The sequence below is a fragment of the Terriglobus roseus genome (assembly GCF_900102185.1).
In the GTDB taxonomy this organism is placed as follows: domain Bacteria; phylum Acidobacteriota; class Terriglobia; order Terriglobales; family Acidobacteriaceae; genus Terriglobus; species Terriglobus roseus_A.
Genome location: NZ_LT629690.1, coordinates 1,225,633 through 1,243,428 on the forward strand (window position 1 = coordinate 1,225,633; position 17,796 = coordinate 1,243,428).

Below are 17,796 nucleotides of genomic sequence, written 5' to 3' on the forward strand. Positions count from 1 at the left end.
TTAAGCCCTGAGAGCTTGGGCATCAAGTGATCTTTCCAGCGCAATGCGGACCAGTTGACTTCGCGTTCTAACGCCGGTCTTATGGAACAGTTGTTGCAATGTCGCTTTGACGGAGCTTTCCGACACGCCGATGCGAATTGCAATCTGTTTGTTGATCAAGCCTTCGAATACACCACGCAGGACTTCCTGCTCGCGAGTCGTCAGTCGATCACTCAAGCCAACATGACTGGGGTGAGCTGAAGCTTGAATCTCTATCGGATCCAACCAAGGCTTCCCCAATGCCACGGTTCGGATCGCTTCCAGAAGTGTGGCAGGAGACCCTTGCTTATGGAAAATTCCACCAATACCCGCATCACGAAGAAGACGAGCCTCCAAAGGACTCACACCTGCAGTGACCAGCAGAACGTTGCAACTGTAGCCATTGGTGCGTATGGCTTGAAGGAGTGAGCCTCCCGTGTCATTCCCCAGGTCGAAGTCAAGAAGAACGAGATCAACGCGACGATCCGCGAGGACTGGCAGAGCCTCTGCCACCGTACTGCACTGCGCCACCAACTCAAATTCTGATTCCGTCGCTAGCAGCCGAACCAGACCTTCCCGGAACAGGAGATGGTCGTCCAAAAGCAATAGTCGGGTTTGATCTCTGCTGGCAGCACTCATGTTGGTCGAGTCGGTTTCTCGTATGCAGAGAATAAACCCCTCAGGCATTGGTCGATCTCGGCTGCGGGGAATTCTCTTATGGGTGCTTGACCGTAGGCAAAACTCAAGTTATGGTTTTGCCATGCACGCTATCTCCAGACTGTGTTGTTGTTGCCGCTAACGCAGGCACCACACAGTCGTTTGTGCTGTCCGTACAGAACGGGCGCGTCTTACGACCGAAGTTTCTGATCACACTTACAAGTTGACCTAGACGGAGCCTTCGCCATGAAGCTTTCTGGCCGTGTCCTTGCATCCTCTTTGGGTGCATTATCTGTCCTTTCCTTCGCATCCATTAGCGGCGCGCAAACAGCATCGCCCAAAAGCGTTGCAGGCACCTGGCAGGGAGCTGCCAAGGTCCGCGATACGGAGATTCCGATCACGATTCGGATTTCTGACCGTGCGGGAAAGCTAGAGGCTGCGTTCTTGAACGGCCCCGTGAGCAATCCGGATGTATCGCCGGCTTCCTCAGCAAAACTTGATGGGAATCATCTGGTTGCATCGTTCGACTACTTCGCTCGTACGCTCGATGCCACCGTTGACGGTAATTTGCTGACGGGAACCTATGGTGCAACGCGTCCGGGTAAACGTGCTTCAGCTCCGACGACGTTCACAGCGAAGCGTGTCGCGAAGTTGTCGGATCCTGTTGCCGCGCCGAACGCTCCCAACGTCTCAGGTTCCTGGGAGATCGCAACTAAGAGCAACAAGGGGGAGGCGGCTTGGGAGCTTCGCGTAGATCCTCCTAGTGCCAAAACTGCCGTTATTAAGGCTGCAATTCAGCGCATTGATGGTGATACGGGCGGTTTGTGGGGAACGTGGGATGGGGCCCACTATACATTGACTCATTTCACGGCCGCTGGCGGTGCAGGCTACATCGTGACACCTCAGAGCGACGGGACGCTTGCGGTGCGAAGCCTTCTTGGGCCCGTTCATGATTCTGCCTCGGATCTGATCGCGCGCAAGCCAGAAGAGGCGCGCAAGCTGAATCTTGGCTCTCCAACCGACACGACGCAACAGACGACTGTGAAGGACCCGAATACACCACTTGCATTTAGTTTTCCGGATCTGAACGGCAAAGTGATTTCAAACACAGATGCCCAGTTCAAAGGCAAGGTCGTGATCGTTGCTATTGGTGGATCGTGGTGCCCGAACTGCCATGATGAAGCGCCCCTGCTTGTTAGTTTGTACAAGCGGTTCCATGCCAAAGGGCTAGAGATCGTAAATCTTGATTTTGAACAGGGCGATCCAGAAACGGATACGTCTCGGTTGAAGGCATTCATTCAGCACTATGGCATTACCTATCCCGTACTGGTGGCTGGCACTACGGATCAGCTGAGCGAAAAGATTCCTCAGGGGCAGAACCTCAACTGCTGGCCGACGTCATTTTTCATCGGTCGTGACGGACTTGTGAAAGAAACGCATGCAGGGTTTGCTGGTCCAGGGAATACAGCTGGCCATCTCGCTCTGGAGCATGAAGTGACCAAGCTCGTTGAGAAGCTGCTTTCACAGCCCGTAGCAACGCAAAAGGCTGCGTTGAATTAGCAAAGTTGGAGGCGATCTGATATGCCTGATCGCCTTCAACTTTGGTTTACCGAGTCGTCCAATCATTTCGAAGGATGCAGTGAACGATGCGAACGTACCTACTGACTGGAATCCTGTTATCTGCAAGTACTCTACATGGACAGACAACTTCTTCGATTGCGGCCGATCCACCTGCGGACTCTCAGCATCCATCATCGCTGGTGGAGATTGCTGTGCCTTCCCACGGAGCACAATTGCTCGGTGCGCTTTATCTTGCGTCCGGGAGTGAACCGCATCCCACAGCCATCATTTACCACGGGTTCCCTGGCTATGAACAGAATCTGGATCTCGCCCAGACACTGCGTCGCGCTGGCTATAACGTACTTGCCGTTCACTACCGGGGAAGTTGGGGCATCTCTGGAAACTTCTCTTATCAGCATGTGATTGAAGATGCCGATGCGCAGGTTCAATGGGCGACGTCTCCCGAAGTAGTCGCAAAGTACCGTATTGATCCCAAGCGCGTTGTTGTGATCGGGCACTCCCTTGGCGGCTATGCGTCGCTTTCTGCGGCCGCGCATAATCCATCGGTGGTTGCTGCTGTTTCCATTTCCGGTGCTTCCTTGGGGACGCGGTTTGTGGGATTAAAAGACGAAGACAAAGAACAGGCAGTTGCAAAGGCTTCAGCACGCATTGACCCAACTGACCTGCTCCCGCTCGCAGGCACTTCGGCAACCGCACTGAGTGGCGAGGTTTTCGATCACCGAACGGAATGGAACTTTCTGAAACTTACGCCATCGCTGGGCAAGCGTCCGATCTTGCTGATTACGGCAGCCGATGGAACTGGCCCGAACAGCGCAACTTTGCTCCAGGCTCTCAAGGCGCAAGGAAACACTGCCTCCACACAGGTTGAAGTAAAGACAGATCATCCATTTAGTGATCATCGCATCGCACTGCAGCAAGCGATCCTGGATTTCCTAAAACAGTCTGTCCGCTGACGTGACTCGACCCTGAATGTTTGAACTCATAATGAGGAGGGCGGGTATCGATGAAACTCAAGATCGCGCAGGCCGGAGAGCCCGTTCTTCGCGGTCCCGCACGTCCGTTGTCGGCTGAAGAGATTGGCAGCGAGAGAATTCGTGAGCTGATCGATCTAATGCTCGAAACGTTGCGAGACGCACCGGGCGTGGGGCTCGCTGCGCCTCAGATTGGGGAACCGCTACAACTTGCAATTGTCGAAGATCGCGCGGAATACCAGTCGAGTCTAACGGAGGCGGAACTCAACGAACGGGGCCGTCGTCCTGTGCCCTTCCATGTTTTGATCAATCCCAAAATTGAATTGTTATCACCGCCGGAGGTGAGCTTTTACGAGGGGTGCCTGAGCGTATCTGGCTTTGTCGCTCTGGTGCCGCGAGCTCACCGGGTGAGGGTGAATGCCCTCAATGAGCTTGGCAATCCAATCGAGATTGTGGCTGAGGGATGGTATGCACGCATCCTGCAGCATGAGATCGACCACTTGCAGGGGACACTGTACATCGACCGCATGTGGAGTCGAAGTTTCTGTTCTATCGATCAATACACGCGTCACTGGAAGACGAAGCTCACGAGTGACGCACGAAAAGAGTTCCGCCCTGCAGCCGCTGCAAACGGTCTTACTACTGCATAACGTTTCGCTGAGTTCTCTAATGTTGCCGAAGGCATAGTTGAACGACAAGGCAACTGCGTGATGACGTAGAGAAGCTACTGAGAAGGGAGGCTTAAGCAGTTCCAGTCTTGCGCGTTCGTTTTTCTCCGGGCAGAGTTGGCAGGACGCTGTTCCAAGGCACGGGCGATGCAAGAATCATCGACGTGTTCGTCGCGACGTACGGCATCATCGCGTCGATGACTTCTTCCATATGTCCCACATCACGGAGAGCCACTTGCACCATGAACGACTCAGCACCAGTAACACGGTGACACTCCAGCACCTCAGGCAATGTCTTAATCAGTGCGGAGAATTTTGTTAGCCGATCTCCGGCGATCGTGACTTTTACAAAAGCACGGACTGGGAGGCCTACCTTTGCTGGATCGACGATCGCGCGATAACCGAGAATGATTTGATTCTCCTCAAGTCGCTTGACGCGTTCAATGACAGCAGGTGTCGAGAGGCCAACGCGGCGTCCCAACTCAGCGAAAGGGATGCGTGCGTTGGTTTGAAGCTCTGCGAGGATGTCTCGATTAATTGTGTCAACGGGCGATTCTGGCGAGGCGATCATTTGGGCTCCATCGTGCAGGTGATCATTACAAACGCCTGCTTCATAGTATTAGGTTAAGCCTGCATAAGGCCGTTCTTTATATCTAATTTTCCACGAAATACCATATATGCGTCATTCTTTGTGCACTTGACCCTAGCTATCATCGGAAGTGATTTGGAGCTGTCTTGCAGGAAAGAATGCAGACAGATCGACAGAAATCTTAAAAACGCATCAAGGAGAACACTCCCGTGGCCACAAACGATACACGTCGTGCAGTCGGAGACGCAGCAGCACGCCAGCTAGCGAATACAACGAAGACAGCCCCTCAACTCGGCGCCATTACACCGCGTTGGCTCGTGCAACTGCTCTCCTGGATTCCAGTGGAGTCGGGTACGTTCCGTGTCAACAAGGTCAAGAATGACTCCGAAATTGAAGTTGCCTGTGGCTCGCGTGATGAGCGTGAACTGCCGGAGACTTTTGTTGATTATGAGGAGAAGCCTCGCGAGTACACACTGAGCGCCATCTCGACCGTTGTCGATGTCCACACACGCGTCTCCGACCTGTACAGTCATCCGCATGATCAGATTCGTGAGCAGTTGCGGTTAACCGTAGAGAAGGTGAAAGAGCGCCAGGAATTCGAGCTGATCAATAATGCAGACTATGGCCTGCTGAGTAATGTCGATCCGGCGTTCAAGGTTCAGCCCCGCGCTGGCTCACCGACTCCGGATGACATGGATGAGTTGATCTCGAGGGTGTGGAAAGAGCCCGCATTCTTCCTTGCACATCCCGCGGCTATTGCGGCGTTTGGTCGCGAATGCACACGTCGCGGCGTTCCTCCGCCGACGACAACCATGTTCGGATCGCCGTTCCTCACATGGCGCGGTTTGCCCATTGTTCCTTCCGATAAGTTGACGGTAACCGAAGGCAAGACGAACATCCTATTGCTGCGTACAGGTGAGAAGAAGCAGGGCGTTGTCGGCTTGTTTCAACCCGGGCTGCCCGGTGAGCAGACTCCTGGCCTCTCGGTTCGTTTCATGGGGATTGATCGCAACTCCATGGCGTCCTATCTCATTTCGCTTTATTGCTCAGCGGCCGTCCTCACTGAGGACGCACTTGGTGTGATTGAGAACGTTGAAGTAGGCAACTACTATGACTACCAGTGATCAGGACAAAGCTCGTGGCTTCGCGCCAATAGTAGTTGAAGGCGCAGGTGGGGACCCGCGAGGTGCAATGTCGTCCGCACCAGCGGGTGCTTTGGACCCAGCGATGCTTGCGCAGATGGCGAATGAGTTCTTTCGTTCGATGCCAGGGCCGCTGAGCCAGGTTGGTGGTGCGCAATCGGCAGTCATTGTGCCCAGCATGGTGCCACAGTTCGGAGGTACGCCTTCGTCCATGTTCACTGGTGCTCCGCTTGACAAGCTGCCGAACGAAGCGGATGTGCATCGACAGTCGAGTATCGATACGTCGGGCTTTCGGCCTGAGCTTTCGGCTGCTCCTGCATCCGTGAATGCGGCTCCGTTCACGGATGCACGGTTCCCTCCGGCACCATCACTTGATGCTGTTTCTCCGTTTGGACAGCCTGCGTTTGAATCACCGTTTCCACTCTTCGATGCGGCAGTGCCTTCTATCCCTGGACTGAGCGCGATGCCAACGGAAGACGATGTAAAGGCTGTCCTGAATTCCGTGTCGTCGTTGTATTTTCTGCAGGACGCCGGAACTCTTTCCAAGCCCGCTTCGACAAAGTCTGCTTCAGCAAGCAGTGCAGAGATATCTCCTTCATTGCTTCCGGACCTCCACCTACCACGCGGGCAGTTTGATGTGAATGCCGTGCGTAACGACTTTCCCATCCTTAAGGAACGCGTCAACGGCAAGCCTCTTATCTGGCTTGACAATGCAGCCACAACGCAGAAGCCCCAGAGCGTGATCGATCGTCTCTCGCACTTCTATGAGCACGAGAATTCGAATATTCACCGAGCAGCACATGAACTTGCCGCTCGAGCCACTGACGCGTATGAGGATGCCCGCGAGAAGGTTGCACACTTCCTGAACGCCCCTTCTACCAAGGAAGTCGTCTTCGTTCGTGGCGCAACGGAAGCTATCAACCTCGTCGCGAAAAGCTGGGGACGTCGACACATCGGTAAGGACGACGAGATAGTCATTAGTTGGATCGAGCATCATGCGAACATCGTTCCGTGGCAGATGCTTGCTGCGGAAACGGGCGCACGCTTGCGTGTCGCTCCGGTCGACGATGATGGGCAGATCCTGTTAGATGAATACGAGAAGCTGCTCAACCCAAAGACGCGCCTTGTATCGATCACTCAGGTAGCAAACGCTCTTGGTACGATCACGCCGGCGCGGCAAATGGTGCAGATGGCGCATCGCTACGGAGCGCGTGTGCTTGTGGACGGAGCGCAGTCGGTATCGCACATGAGCACGGATGTGCAGGCGCTTGACTGCGACTTCTTTGTATTTTCCGGTCACAAAGTCTTCGGGCCTACGGGTATCGGTGTGCTTTACGGCAAGCCGGATGCCCTTGCGGAGACACCTCCCTGGCAAGGCGGCGGCAACATGATCGTTGACGTTACGTTTGAGAAGACGATCTATCATCCACCACCGGCGCGCTTTGAGGCTGGCACAGGAAATATTGCCGATGCCGTCGGACTTGGCGCCGCCATCGACTACGTTGAGCAGCTTGGCATGGAGAACATTGCTCGTCACGAGCATGATCTTCTCATCTATGCAACCAAGCTGCTGCGGACGATTCCTGGCTTGCGGCTAATTGGCACAGCCAAGGAAAAGGCAAGCGTCCTTTCCTTTGTTCTCGAGGGTTACAAGACGGAGGAGGTCGGCGCTGCATTGAACCGCGAAGGGATTGCCGTACGTTCGGGCCATCATTGCGCGCAGCCCGCACTTCGTCGATTTGGTGTCGAGACAACAGTGCGACCTTCACTAGCGCTCTACAACAACTACGACGATGTCGATGCGATGGTTGCCGTTCTACGCAAGTTGAAAAACACGGAAGCGTAGACGGCCCCGATAGATGAGAGAGCGTCGACGATTTGCCGGGACAGAAGCGACACTTCTGTCCCGGCTTTCTTCTAGCGGGAATCATTGTGACTGATTGGGTGTGCTTGTCCGGCGGTGGAGCAACGGCGCAAGATGGTCATGGCCGCCTGGAACTGTGTGAGCCGCAAAAGATATAGCTCCTACTGGATGACGGCTTGGCTGAAGCGTTCCATCTCTTCCAGTTGCGGGCTGAACTGCAGTAGCAGCAGGTTAACGCCAGCTTCTTCGAACTTTCCTACTTGTTCCTGGACTTGATCCGGCGTGCCATACAGTTTGGAGCGAAGGCCTCGGTTAGAAACGGAATATTCTTCGATCGACATCTTCTGCTCAAGCTGGGTACCTTGCAGCCACTGCTGATAGTTGGCAAATCCGCCCGCGTTGTCGTTGACATTGGTGATCCGGTTCAACTCGTTCTGAACGTCTTGCTCAGAGTCACGGACAAACGCGTATCCAGCTAGGCCGAATTGCATAGGAGGCAGATCGAAGCGTTCTCGACGTTCGCGCATGTCCGCAATCTTTGCGGCAACGTATTCCGGTGAATCACCGTGCATGACATAGGCGTCGCATTTCTGTGCGATGAGATTCTTTGCAGCTTCCGATTCGCCACCGGCATAGATGACAGGTCGGGGAGAGCGCACTGGCTTCGGCTGAAGGACTGTGTCTTCCACCCGGTAATACTTGCCACTGTGGGTGTAGTGATCCTGCGTCCACAGGCTGTTGATCACGTCGAGCCATTCCGAAGTGCGGCCGTAGCGATCGTCGTGCTTCTCGAAGTCCACGCCATACATCCGCGCTTCCTGTTCCCACCATGAGGAGACAACGTTCAACGCGAGTCTTCCGTTGCTGATGTTGTCGATGTTTGCAGCCTGTTTCGCCAACAGAGCAGGGGAGTGAAATGTGGGACGAACAGCCACCATCAACTCTAACGACTCAGTGATTGCTGCCAAAGCGGCGGCAGTGGACCAGGCATCGAGGCTCGGTGCTTCTATACCCTTAATGTCGTTGAGGTTCAGCTCCGCAATAAGTGAAAGATCAAAACCGATCTGCTCGCTACGACGGGCGAGGCGGCTGACATAGTTCCAGCTTGCCTCCATGCCTTCATCTTCCACATTGCGAAGCCAGCCACCGAAGACGGGCATCCAGTACCCGAAGCGCATCGAGTGATTAGACGGCACGCTTCACCTCTTCGATGAGAAAGTCTGCGAGGTTCTCAACGGGGTTGAAGCCGATCACACGCGGAGCATCCGCAACGAAGTTTGAGAGAGCATTGACGTCGTAATAGTAGATCTCGCCGTCACGATCGTCGACGATGTATTCAATACCACCCACATCAATGCCCGCAGCCTGCACAATGCGTTCGATCTTAGCGATCACCTCTGTTGGCGGAGTATAGCCTTCGACCTTCAGGCCTGATTTAGCTGCCTCCAGCACGCAGGCGTTGTTGAGTGCCTCGCCCCGCGCTGTCTGGCAAATGTCTGCGGGGCACAGGTCGAATGTTTCGCCATTGAGATAGACATGGATGGCATAAAGATACTTGCCTCCGAGTGTCTCAACGCGCGTGATGTAGCCTCCGCGTGCGGGAACAAATTCCTGTACAAGAGCGACATTGTCGTAGCCCAGATCAATCGCCCCAGTGCGGATACCTTCTTCCAACTCGGCCTTCGTGTTGAAACGAACGATACCTTTGCCGCTACCGCCAATGTTTGCCTTCACAATGATCGGGAAGCGCAGACCTTCTGAAGCAGCGAGTGCCTGTTGTGGGGTGTGAATAATTCGCGAGTGGAGATACCGGATACCAAGTGAACGTAGCAGCGAGTGCTGGGCAGCTTTTGAGACCTCATAACGAAACGCCTTCGCACCATTGATGACTCGGACGCCGAGCAAGTCCAGATGGTCAAGATAGGCGAGTGTGTGAAACATTCCAGATTCATTCCCGCGGCTCTTTGCTGACGGGCTCATACGGTTGAACAGCACTCGGAATGGGACGTCCGCACCAATGTCGTAGAAAGAGTCTGGAATGTAGACTTTGCTAAACGGAAAGCCACGCTTCTCCAACTCCGTGAAGATCGGATTGAACCACTGCGGATGTTCGTAGAGAAATGCAAGTGGTGCATGCGATGAGAGGTTGGAGGTTTCTTCGAGAGTAGGAGCAGCGATAGCAGACATGGATTCTCCGGCAAGCAGCGAAAAAGCTTCACTGATAATCATAGCTGGTAATGGCTCCAGAACATGTCTACGCGGTTGACTACAAGGCACGCTGGCAGTACGGTGAGTTGTAGTGGTGTTTTCGATCCAAATCGTGCGCTGTCGATCCTCGATCCAGTGCTAATTTGAGGCTCTCTGGCCGCCGGCCGGGAGCCCTTTGAACACCCTCATTCACGACATCCATTAAGAATCCAATGCCCGCAATCAGCCTTGAAGGCGTACGGAAATCCTATTCCTTGGCGCAAGTCGAATTTCGCGCTCTCGATGACGTGTCCTTGTCAGTCGAGGCGGGCACTATCCAAGGCATTATCGGCTTCAGTGGATCGGGGAAGACTACCCTACTGCGGTGCATTAGTCGGCTCGAGAGAGTCGACGCGGGCCGTGTCGTCGTGGACGGTGCTGATCTCGCACATCTGGATGGCGCCGCCTTACGCATCGCGCGTCGACGATTGGGCATTGTCTTCCAGCAATATCACCTTTTGCGTTCCCGAACGGTTGCGGAGAATGTGGCATTGCCGCTGGAGCTTGCTGGCATAGGCAGAACCGCCATCGCGGCTCGCGTTGGAGAGCTATTGGAATGGTTCGGCCTGAACGGAAAACGCGACGCATACCTGTCACAGCTTTCCGGTGGTCAGAGGCAACGCGTGGCAATTGCGCGTGCCCTGGCAACGAAACCAGCGGTGTTGCTAAGTGACGAGCCAACGTCAGCACTCGATGCAGAGACTACGGCTTCCGTTCTGGAAACACTGCAGCGTGTACGGGATGAGATGGGTATCACGATCATCCTGGTGACACACGAACTCAATGCAGTACGGGCCATTTGTGACAAGGTCGCAGTCTTGGACCACGGGCGTATCGTTGAGCAGGTTTCGGTACCGGACCTGTTTTTGAGGCCGTCCAGTGATGCAGCACGAAGATTGTTGGGGTTGCCAAATTCTCCTGATTACGTGCGTATGCTGATAGGAGAGAGCAAGCTCCCCGCTGACTCCATTCTGCTTTCGCTGCAACTTGCAGGTGCAAGTGCAGAGTTACCGCTTCTTACGCAGGCCGCGCGATACTTCGGCATTGACCTTCATGTCGTGCATGGGGAGGTTGGACGCCTCCGCGATGTCCCATATGGAAACCTCATCGTAGTAGCTCGTGGTGAAGCTGGTCCCATAGCCCGTGCAGTCAAGTTCCTTAGAGAAAACGGTGCAGCTGTCAACCCTCTCGATTCTCATGACGGAGGGAATCGCGCATGAAGAATCTGCTCGCACTCTTGTGGGAACCGACGCTGCAAACGCTCTACATGGTGGGAATCGCCGTGTTGCTGAGTGGTGTGGGAGGATTGTTCCTTGGCATCGCTCTGGTCACTACGGCGCCAGGACGAATCCTCCAGGCACCGTGGTTATATCGAGTTTTAAATGTTGTGACTAACGTGGGCAGAAGCGTTCCATTCATCATCCTGCTTGTTGCGATCTTGCCGTTCACGCGTTGGTTAATCGGAACTGCAATCGGAACGTCCGCGGCGATTGTGCCGTTGGTCGTCGGCGCCATTCCATATGTCGCAAGATTAGTCGAATCGTCCCTGCTGGAGGTCGACTATGGTGTGATCGAAGCCGTGTTGACGATGGGCGCAACACCCTGGCAGGTGATTCGTAAGACTTACCTTCCGGAAGCCGTTCCGGCGCTCATACGTTCTATGACTATCGTCACAATCACCCTGATCAGTTACTCCGCGATGGCTGGTGCGATAGGCGGTGGAGGACTTGGTGATCTGGCCATTCGTTATGGATATCAAGGGTTCCGCGCGGATGTAATGCTCGCGACTGTAATTGTGCTGGTCCTCCTGATCCAGACGGTTCAGTTCGTAGGAGATAGTGCTGCGCGTCATTTCCAGCACACCGAACCGTCAGCTAGAAAGAAATCAATCAAGCAAGGGCTACCCGCGATTGTCGGTTCTGCAGTGTTGCTCTTGGGAGCAGCTGGTGGTCTCTTCCATTCGCAGCGACCTCAGGGGAGCAATAGACCTCTCCGTGTCGGCGTAAATCCCGTGCCGCACGGAGAAATCTTGCAGGCCGCGTTGCCACTGCTGAAACGGCAAGGCCTTGATGTAGAGATTGTTTCGTTTAATGACTACGTCCAGCCCAATCTCGCCTTGGTGTCCGGGGACATCGATGCGAACTACTTCCAACATGTCCCGTTTATGGAGAACTTCAACCACGCGCGCAACGCACATGTCGTCTCGGTAGGGAAAATCCATATTGAGCCTTTGGGAATTTATGCAGGCCGCTCGAGGTCTCTGAACGCGCTCCCGGAACACGCGATCATCACGGTTCCAAATGACCCGGCAAACTCGGGACGCGCGCTGTTACTACTGCAGGCTGCAGATTTGCTTCAACTACGTACCGGATCCGCTGTGGGAGCGACAGTACAGGACATATCCCAGAACCCGAAGCACGTGCAAATCCGGCTTCTGGAAGCTGCCCAGCTACCCCGCTCGTTGCAGGACGCCAACGTAGCTGTGATCAACATGAATTATGCGTTGGCTGCGGAGCTTGATCCAACGAAAGACGCTCTTCTTCTAGAAGGCTCTGCTTCCCCGTATGCGAACGTTGTTTCATCACTTGCGGATCGCACAAATGATCCCCGTATCCGGTTGTTGGTGAAGACATTGCAATCTCCTGAAATGCAAGCATTTATCCGAGACCACTACCGCGGAGCGGTGCTTCCAGTGCAATGACAGGAAATGAGCGTAACCGACACCAGATAAAAGAAATAACGGTGTTGAAGTGATTTGTGACTATTCCTCCTAAAAGAGGCTTTCTACGCCTGGCTGGACGCGAGTCAAATGGACCAACAGTGATGTTTCAGGCGAATTGACGGATTGTCGACCGGTGAACACCGAATCGGTGTTGGCGGAAGGCGACGGAACAGCGTTCAGGTGTTCGGTTGAATCCGCATGGAGGAGATCTGAGACTATTGTCCAGAAACGCTCGGATGCAGCCGGTAAGCTAGCTGTTAAGCGAAGGATTGTAGGGACTACTCGTTTGGTGATCTAAGTTCTAAATTTCCAGTTTCCAATTTGGAAATCGGAGAGTAGCATTTTCATACGCAAGGCCAAGACATCGCGATTTTGTTGAAACTGGTGCTGGCCAAAGGAAAACCCACGCTTTCCAAAGACCTCGCGCGCGAACTTTTTCTTTCTCCTTCCGAAGTGTCCAAATCGCTTCAGAGGAGCAGGGAAGCCGGGTTGCTCCACACAGACGACCGGGCCAAGCGAGTGAATCGCCCCGCTCTCTTGGAATTGCTGCTCCATGGCTTTAAGTATGTCTTTCCCGCACAGAAGGGGGGACTGACGCGTGGCATACCCACCGGCACCTCTGTCGAGCCACTCAGTGCGGCATTTCCCCCGTCAAGTGAACTTCCTGCAGTTTGGCCTTACGCGTACGGGACAGTACGAGGTCTCTCTCTAAGCCCTCTGTATAAGGGAGCCCCTCAAGCGGCCTTGCTGGACAAAGATCTTTACTCCCTCTTAGCGCTGTGCGACGCCATACGAGATGGCCGCGCACGAGAGAGGAATCTGGCGGGCTCTATGCTGAAGGAAGCTCTGAGCGCATGAGCGACGATCCCAACCTGCCGCTGCTGCAAGAGGCTGCGGCTAAGCTCAAGCCATTCCTTGGTGAAGTCGTGTTCGTGGGAGGAGCCACGCTCGGTCTCTTCGATCGCCCTACATGTTCGACAGAAAGTGGACTGACGAACGCTCAAACCGGCTGTTAGTCCTATTCTTCGACGACGGGCAGCACTTAACGGAAATTTTAAAACGTTCGTTGCGAAACCGAGCTTGGCACTCCTCTCATTCTCCACACCAGTGATAAAGCATTGGATGCCGAAAGATGTCTCGAATAACTTGCTTGTGCCGCTTCGTAATAGAAATGTCGTATCTGCGGTTAATTGGCTCGCTCTTACCGTGAATCTCACCGTCTTGGCATCAAACCGTAGGAGTCTGACACAGAATAGAGCGAAGCCGACGGCCACAGCACACTAACGTGCAGCGGGGTGAACCACTATGGCCGTCATGATGCAGGGGTCTTATTGGGATGCGATGACAAGTCAGAATTCATGGCTCCCCTCGCGGCTACTCCGTTTACGTCCCAGTCAACGACTAGATCCCATGACATCTTCTCGTCCGAGTTTATTGAACGGCCAATTCTGGCATCGTCCTGCAACCTGCTCTTGACCCATTCAAGCAAGGGCTTCTGTTCTTCGAAAGTTGGCCACCATGTATCACCACATTAAGAAAATGATGTTCACGGTAAACGTCGGAACTCCGGACGTGAGATTTGGCAACATGCTCTTGGAGCAATTCGGTGGCGCGAACGGCGAACTCGCCGCAGCCATGCAGTACACAATCCAAGGTTGGAATTGTGTTGATGACTTGGCCCGTCGCGACCTTCTACTCGACATCGGAACTGAAGAGTTGAGCCACTTGGAAGTCGTCGGTGCTCTGATTCGTATGCATTTGAAGCCGATGAAGGAGAACCGCGAAGCCGCTGAAGCTGATCCTCTGATTTGTATTGCTGGAGGTGGTGGGGTGGATCTTCGCAATTCGATGGGCAATGCCTGGACATCGGATTATCTGAAGATAACCGGAGAACTCGACGTAGACCTGCGCAGCAATATTGCAGCCGAAGCGAGGGCAAAAATCGTGTACGAACGGCTTATCAACTACACCGACGATCCCGGCTCAATCGACACCCTCCAGTTCCTGATGACGCGCGAGATCACGCACATGAAAGCCTTCTCCGCAGCGCTGGAGTCTCTTGAGAAATCTCCTTTCTCGATTGGACGGCTCGCGGTTACTCCAGGCATCGTCGACCAATACTTCAATGCTTCGACGGGAGAAGGGAATGAAGGTGAGATCGATATACGCGGCCCTTGGCAGACTTCCTTTGGTTTAAAACCAGTCGAGTCAGAGATGGTTGGCGGCGCTGGATTATCGGTCAAAGATATCAACGGTGTCGCGGGTGCAGAAGGCAGGGGAAAGCAGGACAGCGGGATCAAGGCTTCTACGGCTACCGCTGTTGTCAGCGTAGATCCTAAGCCGATTCCAGGTAAACACGCGGCTCAGAGTGGCAAACAGGCAACTCTCAAAGGCGAGAATGGCAAGCGGAAAAAAACGTCAAAGTAATACTCGTTGATCGATCAGTCCGAAAGTATCGATGAATCAATGATTTCGAAAGGATCAAGTCATGGTCATCGTAGTTTCCGCACTCGGCACTTTGTCATTTTGCCCATGAAAGAAGGATATCGACGCAGGCCTTATCAAATCGATGGAGTGCACAAAACCGTGCCGATTCCGCCCGCACTGAGCACACTGAGTTGATCGATGGAATCGGCTTATTTGTCGCCGCGGTTCGTCGTAAACCGGCTTAGATCTACTCGCCATGTAAAGATGTCCACCACGTGAATGCTATCTCTTACTCGGAGCTGGGGCGTACGGTCGCCGAGTGCGTTATGGCATCGAAGACGTAAGAGGTACCAACTGAATGCGAATCACACGTAATGCAACAATCTTCGCAATGAGCATAATCGCTGCTGCGGGATTTGCCCAAACATCGGGCACCATCAAAGGCACTGCGCAGGGCGCGGGTTCCAACACCTCGCAAACCGACCAGTCGAAGGTTGGCGGCTCCCAGCATCGCAAACAGTCGAAGTCCAAGATACCTGATCAATCGGGTACGAACGGATCGATGTCAGGCAGTAGTGCCACACCGAAAGACGATATGGTTCCCCAGCGCAGCAACGGCGACTCTACGAATGGGAGCACCTCGCCAACCACATTGCCTAGCGGCAGTACTAGTCCTGAGGGAAGCGCGGCGCCCAACACAAGCGCACCGAACGGCAGCACACCGAACGGATCGACGACACCTCGGTAGGCCACCAGCTTGCACGGATCGGGGGCCGGGCGAATAGCCCGGCCCCCCGTCTTTTCATGTTATGTGCGCTCTGCCTGAATCACGATCCAGGACGTTCCTATGAACGCAGTTCAAACGCAGGTTCTCGGAAACAAGATTGTGAGAAAAGAAAGTACTGAGAGATGACTCAAGCGGAAGCAGCAACTCGATCACTTGCCAGACGCATCAAGAGGGGATGAGCTGAGTTCTCGTGCTAGGCAGATGCGTGGTGTCGATGCTGGGCAGTGTAAGGCCGTAGGGATCGAAGCGCACGACCAATGCCTTGTCTTGACGTAGGCGAAGGTTGCGCCACCGGGCTCCAATGTCACTGATTGCTGAGTTCCCGTACCCGATCACTCACGAATAGCAGTGAGCGATTGATCGTTCTCTCAAGGAGCGCGATCGTTTTCGAGGGAAACCTTGATCGTTCAACAGTGCATCAAACTTCTGCCGCGGGCGCCGATGAAACCTCTTGCGAGTCGATAGAGATCGCCCTTCCCCAGGAAATTGATATGAAGATCAAGTCCGAATTTGAGATCCGGTTTCACATCCAAAAACAAACCCCAATCGTTGCTGTATTACACGTCCACCCTTGCGTCGAGAGCAAGCTTCTCTCCGCTGACACTCTCAAGGTCGAGCAGATTGTTGCAGCGAATGAACCGCTAGAGCCAACTCTCTTGCATGTGTCGCAGTACATCGACAGCTTCGGAAATCGCTGTTCACGTTTCGTGGCTCCAGCGGAAGTGATTTGTCTTTATGGATCCAATGTAGTGGAAGTCTCCGATACATCTGATCGGCAGGAGGAGGGACTCCTACAGACACCCATAGAAGACCTTCCAGACGAAGCGCTGCAGTTTTTGCTGGCAAGCCGCTATTGCCAGGTCGACGAATTCGGCGCCATTGCTACGGAGCTTTTTGGTAGCACTAAGACCCGTTTGGGAACGCGCCGCCACAATTCGCGACTGGGTACATGACAAAGTCACCTTCAACTACCAAGCCGCGCGATCGACCAAGACAGCGATGGACGTGTTCACGGAGCGCGTTGGAGTGTGTCGCGATTTCCAACATCTAGCGATCACACTGACTCGCGCGCTAAACATTCCGGCTCGCTATGTTACTGGTTATCTGGGTGACATTCGCGTGCCCTATGGGGGAGCCGGGGATTTTGCCGCTTGGTATCAGATCTGGATCGATGGTCGTTGGTGGGACATGGACGCTCGACACAACACACCTCGGCTGGGACGCATCCCGATGGCTTTCGGCAGAGACGCTGTGGACGTGGCTATCACCACGAGCTTTGGAGCGGCTGAATTGACGCACTTCTATGTTGAATCGAACGAGGTCGATTGTGACGGACGTCGTGTGCCACTCACAACGAGCGCCGATCCCAGTGCTGACTCTCCAATTACCCCTGCGATCTAGTTGAAACGTTCTTCATCCCCACCTCCGTGGGAAATTCCTTCCCACAACGCCTTTTCCATGCGTTGTTGTGTGCAGATGCGCGTCCTTTATCCCGAAGTGTTCTTAGCTATGAATCCGTTCTGGCCTCGTCAAGCATCACCCTACGGCCGTAATAGCTGATGAAGTACAACGAAACACCGAGAGAGATCACATCTTTGAAGAGGAATAGTCCCAAGTTATTCATGTAGCGGAACCCTTTCCACGCAATGGTCGCGTCCGGAGTCGAGACGAGCATCGTGCTGGTGATGAAGAACATGATCGTGGTTATCAGAGCTCCGATGAGGCCAGCTTTCGGACGGGCATAGCCGACGATGAACAGCAGAGCCGCAGTCCACTCAGTGGCTCCGATCATGTTCGATCCCATGTAGGGCCCGAGCAACTTAAATTGCCACGAGATCAATGGGCTGTTTGAAACCAACGGAATGATCCCCTCGGCCCCGGGCTTGGTCATCTTGAAAGCTCCGGCCCAAAGAAGCATGACGATCATGCCAATGCTCAACACCCAAAAGGGCAGGTTACGGTCCCCGACCCACAGCGATAAGCGAATGAGTGGGCCGCTGGGCACGATTTCATCGCGAGATTCCTGTATGGATGAGGCACTGTTCATGTTCACCTTCCTTTGTTTGAGGGTTCTTGGCACAGACGACGTGTCTTAGCGGACCGCTAAGACAATAACTCTTGCT

General features: G+C 54.1%; 17 protein-coding genes. 12 read left to right on the forward strand and 5 right to left on the reverse strand.

Translation table 11 applies throughout. The annotated features are described in order from the left end of the window. Complete coding sequence (locus tag BLT38_RS05190; RefSeq protein WP_231966761.1) at positions 1–657, reverse strand: response regulator; 657 nt, start codon at positions 655–657, stop codon at positions 1–3. A gap of 264 nt (positions 658–921) precedes the next feature. On the opposite strand from BLT38_RS05190, the gene BLT38_RS05195 reads away from it, so the two are divergent. The 3 genes from BLT38_RS05195 (at position 922) to def (ending at position 3,877) form a co-directional block, all read left to right on the forward strand. Then, on the forward strand, positions 922–2,235 hold the full coding sequence (locus BLT38_RS05195) for a TlpA disulfide reductase family protein (protein WP_083344235.1): 1,314 nt from the start codon (positions 922–924) through the stop codon (positions 2,233–2,235). An 86-nt stretch (positions 2,236–2,321) separates the two neighbouring features. Continuing rightward, a complete protein-coding gene (locus BLT38_RS05200) occupies positions 2,322–3,209 on the forward strand; it encodes an alpha/beta hydrolase family protein (protein ID WP_083344236.1) in 888 nt (295 codons plus the stop codon). Between the two features lie 50 nt (positions 3,210–3,259). Then, complete coding sequence (def, locus tag BLT38_RS05205; protein WP_083344237.1) at positions 3,260–3,877, forward strand: peptide deformylase; 618 nt, start codon at positions 3,260–3,262, stop codon at positions 3,875–3,877. Positions 3,878–3,968: 91 nt separating this feature from the next. Here def and BLT38_RS05210 read toward each other — a convergent pair whose 3' ends face one another. Continuing rightward, complete coding sequence (locus tag BLT38_RS05210) at positions 3,969–4,466, reverse strand: Lrp/AsnC family transcriptional regulator (protein WP_083344238.1); 498 nt, start codon at positions 4,464–4,466, stop codon at positions 3,969–3,971. A 227-nt stretch (positions 4,467–4,693) separates the two neighbouring features. On the opposite strand from BLT38_RS05210, the gene BLT38_RS05215 reads away from it, so the two are divergent. Together BLT38_RS05215 and BLT38_RS05220 are read left to right on the forward strand one after the other, a co-directional pair. Then, positions 4,694–5,608 (forward strand): family 2A encapsulin nanocompartment shell protein, encoded by a 915-nt coding sequence (locus BLT38_RS05215; protein WP_083344239.1) that lies wholly within the window; start codon positions 4,694–4,696, stop codon positions 5,606–5,608. Beyond that, the gene (locus BLT38_RS05220; protein ID WP_083344240.1) at positions 5,595–7,472 is read left to right on the forward strand and encodes a family 2A encapsulin nanocompartment cargo protein cysteine desulfurase; all 1,878 of its coding nucleotides are present in this window, start codon (positions 5,595–5,597) and stop codon (positions 7,470–7,472) included. Before BLT38_RS05215 ends, BLT38_RS05220 begins: the two co-directional genes overlap by 14 nt. 179 nt (positions 7,473–7,651) lie before the next feature. On the opposite strand, the gene BLT38_RS05225 is transcribed toward BLT38_RS05220, so the two are convergent. Together BLT38_RS05225 and BLT38_RS05230 are read right to left on the reverse strand one after the other, a co-directional pair. Then, positions 7,652–8,668 carry an LLM class flavin-dependent oxidoreductase gene (locus BLT38_RS05225; RefSeq protein ID WP_083344241.1) on the reverse strand — a complete coding sequence of 339 codons (1,017 nt, stop codon included), beginning with the start codon at positions 8,666–8,668 and terminating at the stop codon, positions 7,652–7,654. A 7-nt stretch (positions 8,669–8,675) separates the two neighbouring features. Beyond that, entirely contained in the window at positions 8,676–9,677 is a 1,002-nt protein-coding gene (locus BLT38_RS05230) for an ATP-grasp domain-containing protein (RefSeq protein WP_083346925.1), read from the reverse strand. A 275-nt stretch (positions 9,678–9,952) separates the two neighbouring features. On the opposite strand from BLT38_RS05230, the gene BLT38_RS05235 reads away from it, so the two are divergent. The 7 genes from BLT38_RS05235 to BLT38_RS20910 all read left to right on the forward strand — a co-directional run bounded on the left by BLT38_RS05235 (position 9,953) and on the right by BLT38_RS20910 (position 17,074). After that, the gene (locus BLT38_RS05235) at positions 9,953–10,957 is read left to right on the forward strand and encodes a methionine ABC transporter ATP-binding protein (protein ID WP_172838152.1); all 1,005 of its coding nucleotides are present in this window, start codon (positions 9,953–9,955) and stop codon (positions 10,955–10,957) included. Then, complete coding sequence (locus tag BLT38_RS20670) at positions 10,954–12,438, forward strand: MetQ/NlpA family ABC transporter substrate-binding protein (RefSeq protein ID WP_172838153.1); 1,485 nt, start codon at positions 10,954–10,956, stop codon at positions 12,436–12,438. The genes BLT38_RS05235 and BLT38_RS20670 overlap by 4 nt, the downstream gene beginning before the upstream one ends. An 875-nt stretch (positions 12,439–13,313) precedes the next feature. Beyond that, positions 13,314–13,475 carry a hypothetical protein gene (locus BLT38_RS20450; protein ID WP_156785020.1) on the forward strand — a complete coding sequence of 54 codons (162 nt, stop codon included), beginning with the start codon at positions 13,314–13,316 and terminating at the stop codon, positions 13,473–13,475. 502 nt (positions 13,476–13,977) lie between these two features. Further along, positions 13,978–14,886: a manganese catalase family protein gene (locus BLT38_RS05250; RefSeq protein ID WP_083344244.1), complete on the forward strand. Its 909-nt coding sequence runs from the start codon at positions 13,978–13,980 to the stop codon at positions 14,884–14,886. 358 nt (positions 14,887–15,244) lie between these two features. Then, entirely contained in the window at positions 15,245–15,634 is a 390-nt protein-coding gene (locus BLT38_RS05255) for a hypothetical protein (RefSeq protein ID WP_083344245.1), read from the forward strand. A 395-nt stretch (positions 15,635–16,029) separates the two neighbouring features. After that, a complete protein-coding gene (locus BLT38_RS20905; protein WP_231966762.1) occupies positions 16,030–16,626 on the forward strand; it encodes a hypothetical protein in 597 nt (198 codons plus the stop codon). Further along, positions 16,568–17,074, forward strand: a complete 507-nt coding sequence (locus BLT38_RS20910; RefSeq protein WP_231966763.1) for a transglutaminase-like domain-containing protein — start codon at positions 16,568–16,570, stop codon at positions 17,072–17,074. The genes BLT38_RS20905 and BLT38_RS20910 overlap by 59 nt, the downstream gene beginning before the upstream one ends. 106 nt (positions 17,075–17,180) lie before the next feature. Here the strand turns inward: BLT38_RS20910 and BLT38_RS05265 are convergent, their stop codons facing one another. Then, complete coding sequence (locus BLT38_RS05265; RefSeq protein ID WP_083344246.1) at positions 17,181–17,720, reverse strand: DUF417 family protein; 540 nt, start codon at positions 17,718–17,720, stop codon at positions 17,181–17,183. Positions 17,721–17,796: the final 76 nt, after the last annotated feature.

Bases quoted from the DNA above. Each gene is read 5' to 3' on its own strand.
- BLT38_RS05190 (WP_231966761.1), bottom strand. From the start codon at position 657: ATGAGTGCTGCCAGCAGAGATCAAACCCGACTATTGCTTTTGGACGAC.
- BLT38_RS05255 (WP_083344245.1), top strand. From the start codon at position 15,245: ATGCGAATCACACGTAATGCAACAATCTTCGCAATGAGCATAATCGCT.
- BLT38_RS05200 (WP_083344236.1), top strand. From the start codon at position 2,322: ATGCGAACGTACCTACTGACTGGAATCCTGTTATCTGCAAGTACTCTA.
- BLT38_RS05210 (WP_083344238.1), bottom strand. From the start codon at position 4,466: ATGATCGCCTCGCCAGAATCGCCCGTTGACACAATTAATCGAGACATC.
- def (WP_083344237.1), top strand. From the start codon at position 3,260: ATGAAACTCAAGATCGCGCAGGCCGGAGAGCCCGTTCTTCGCGGTCCC.
- BLT38_RS20670 (WP_172838153.1), top strand. From the start codon at position 10,954: ATGAAGAATCTGCTCGCACTCTTGTGGGAACCGACGCTGCAAACGCTC.
- BLT38_RS05250 (WP_083344244.1), top strand. From the start codon at position 13,978: ATGTATCACCACATTAAGAAAATGATGTTCACGGTAAACGTCGGAACT.
- BLT38_RS05195 (WP_083344235.1), top strand. From the start codon at position 922: ATGAAGCTTTCTGGCCGTGTCCTTGCATCCTCTTTGGGTGCATTATCT.
- BLT38_RS05265 (WP_083344246.1), bottom strand. From the start codon at position 17,720: ATGAACAGTGCCTCATCCATACAGGAATCTCGCGATGAAATCGTGCCC.
- BLT38_RS05220 (WP_083344240.1), top strand. From the start codon at position 5,595: ATGACTACCAGTGATCAGGACAAAGCTCGTGGCTTCGCGCCAATAGTA.
- BLT38_RS05225 (WP_083344241.1), bottom strand. From the start codon at position 8,668: ATGCGCTTCGGGTACTGGATGCCCGTCTTCGGTGGCTGGCTTCGCAAT.
- BLT38_RS20450 (WP_156785020.1), top strand. From the start codon at position 13,314: ATGAGCGACGATCCCAACCTGCCGCTGCTGCAAGAGGCTGCGGCTAAG.
- BLT38_RS05230 (WP_083346925.1), bottom strand. From the start codon at position 9,677: ATGTCTGCTATCGCTGCTCCTACTCTCGAAGAAACCTCCAACCTCTCA.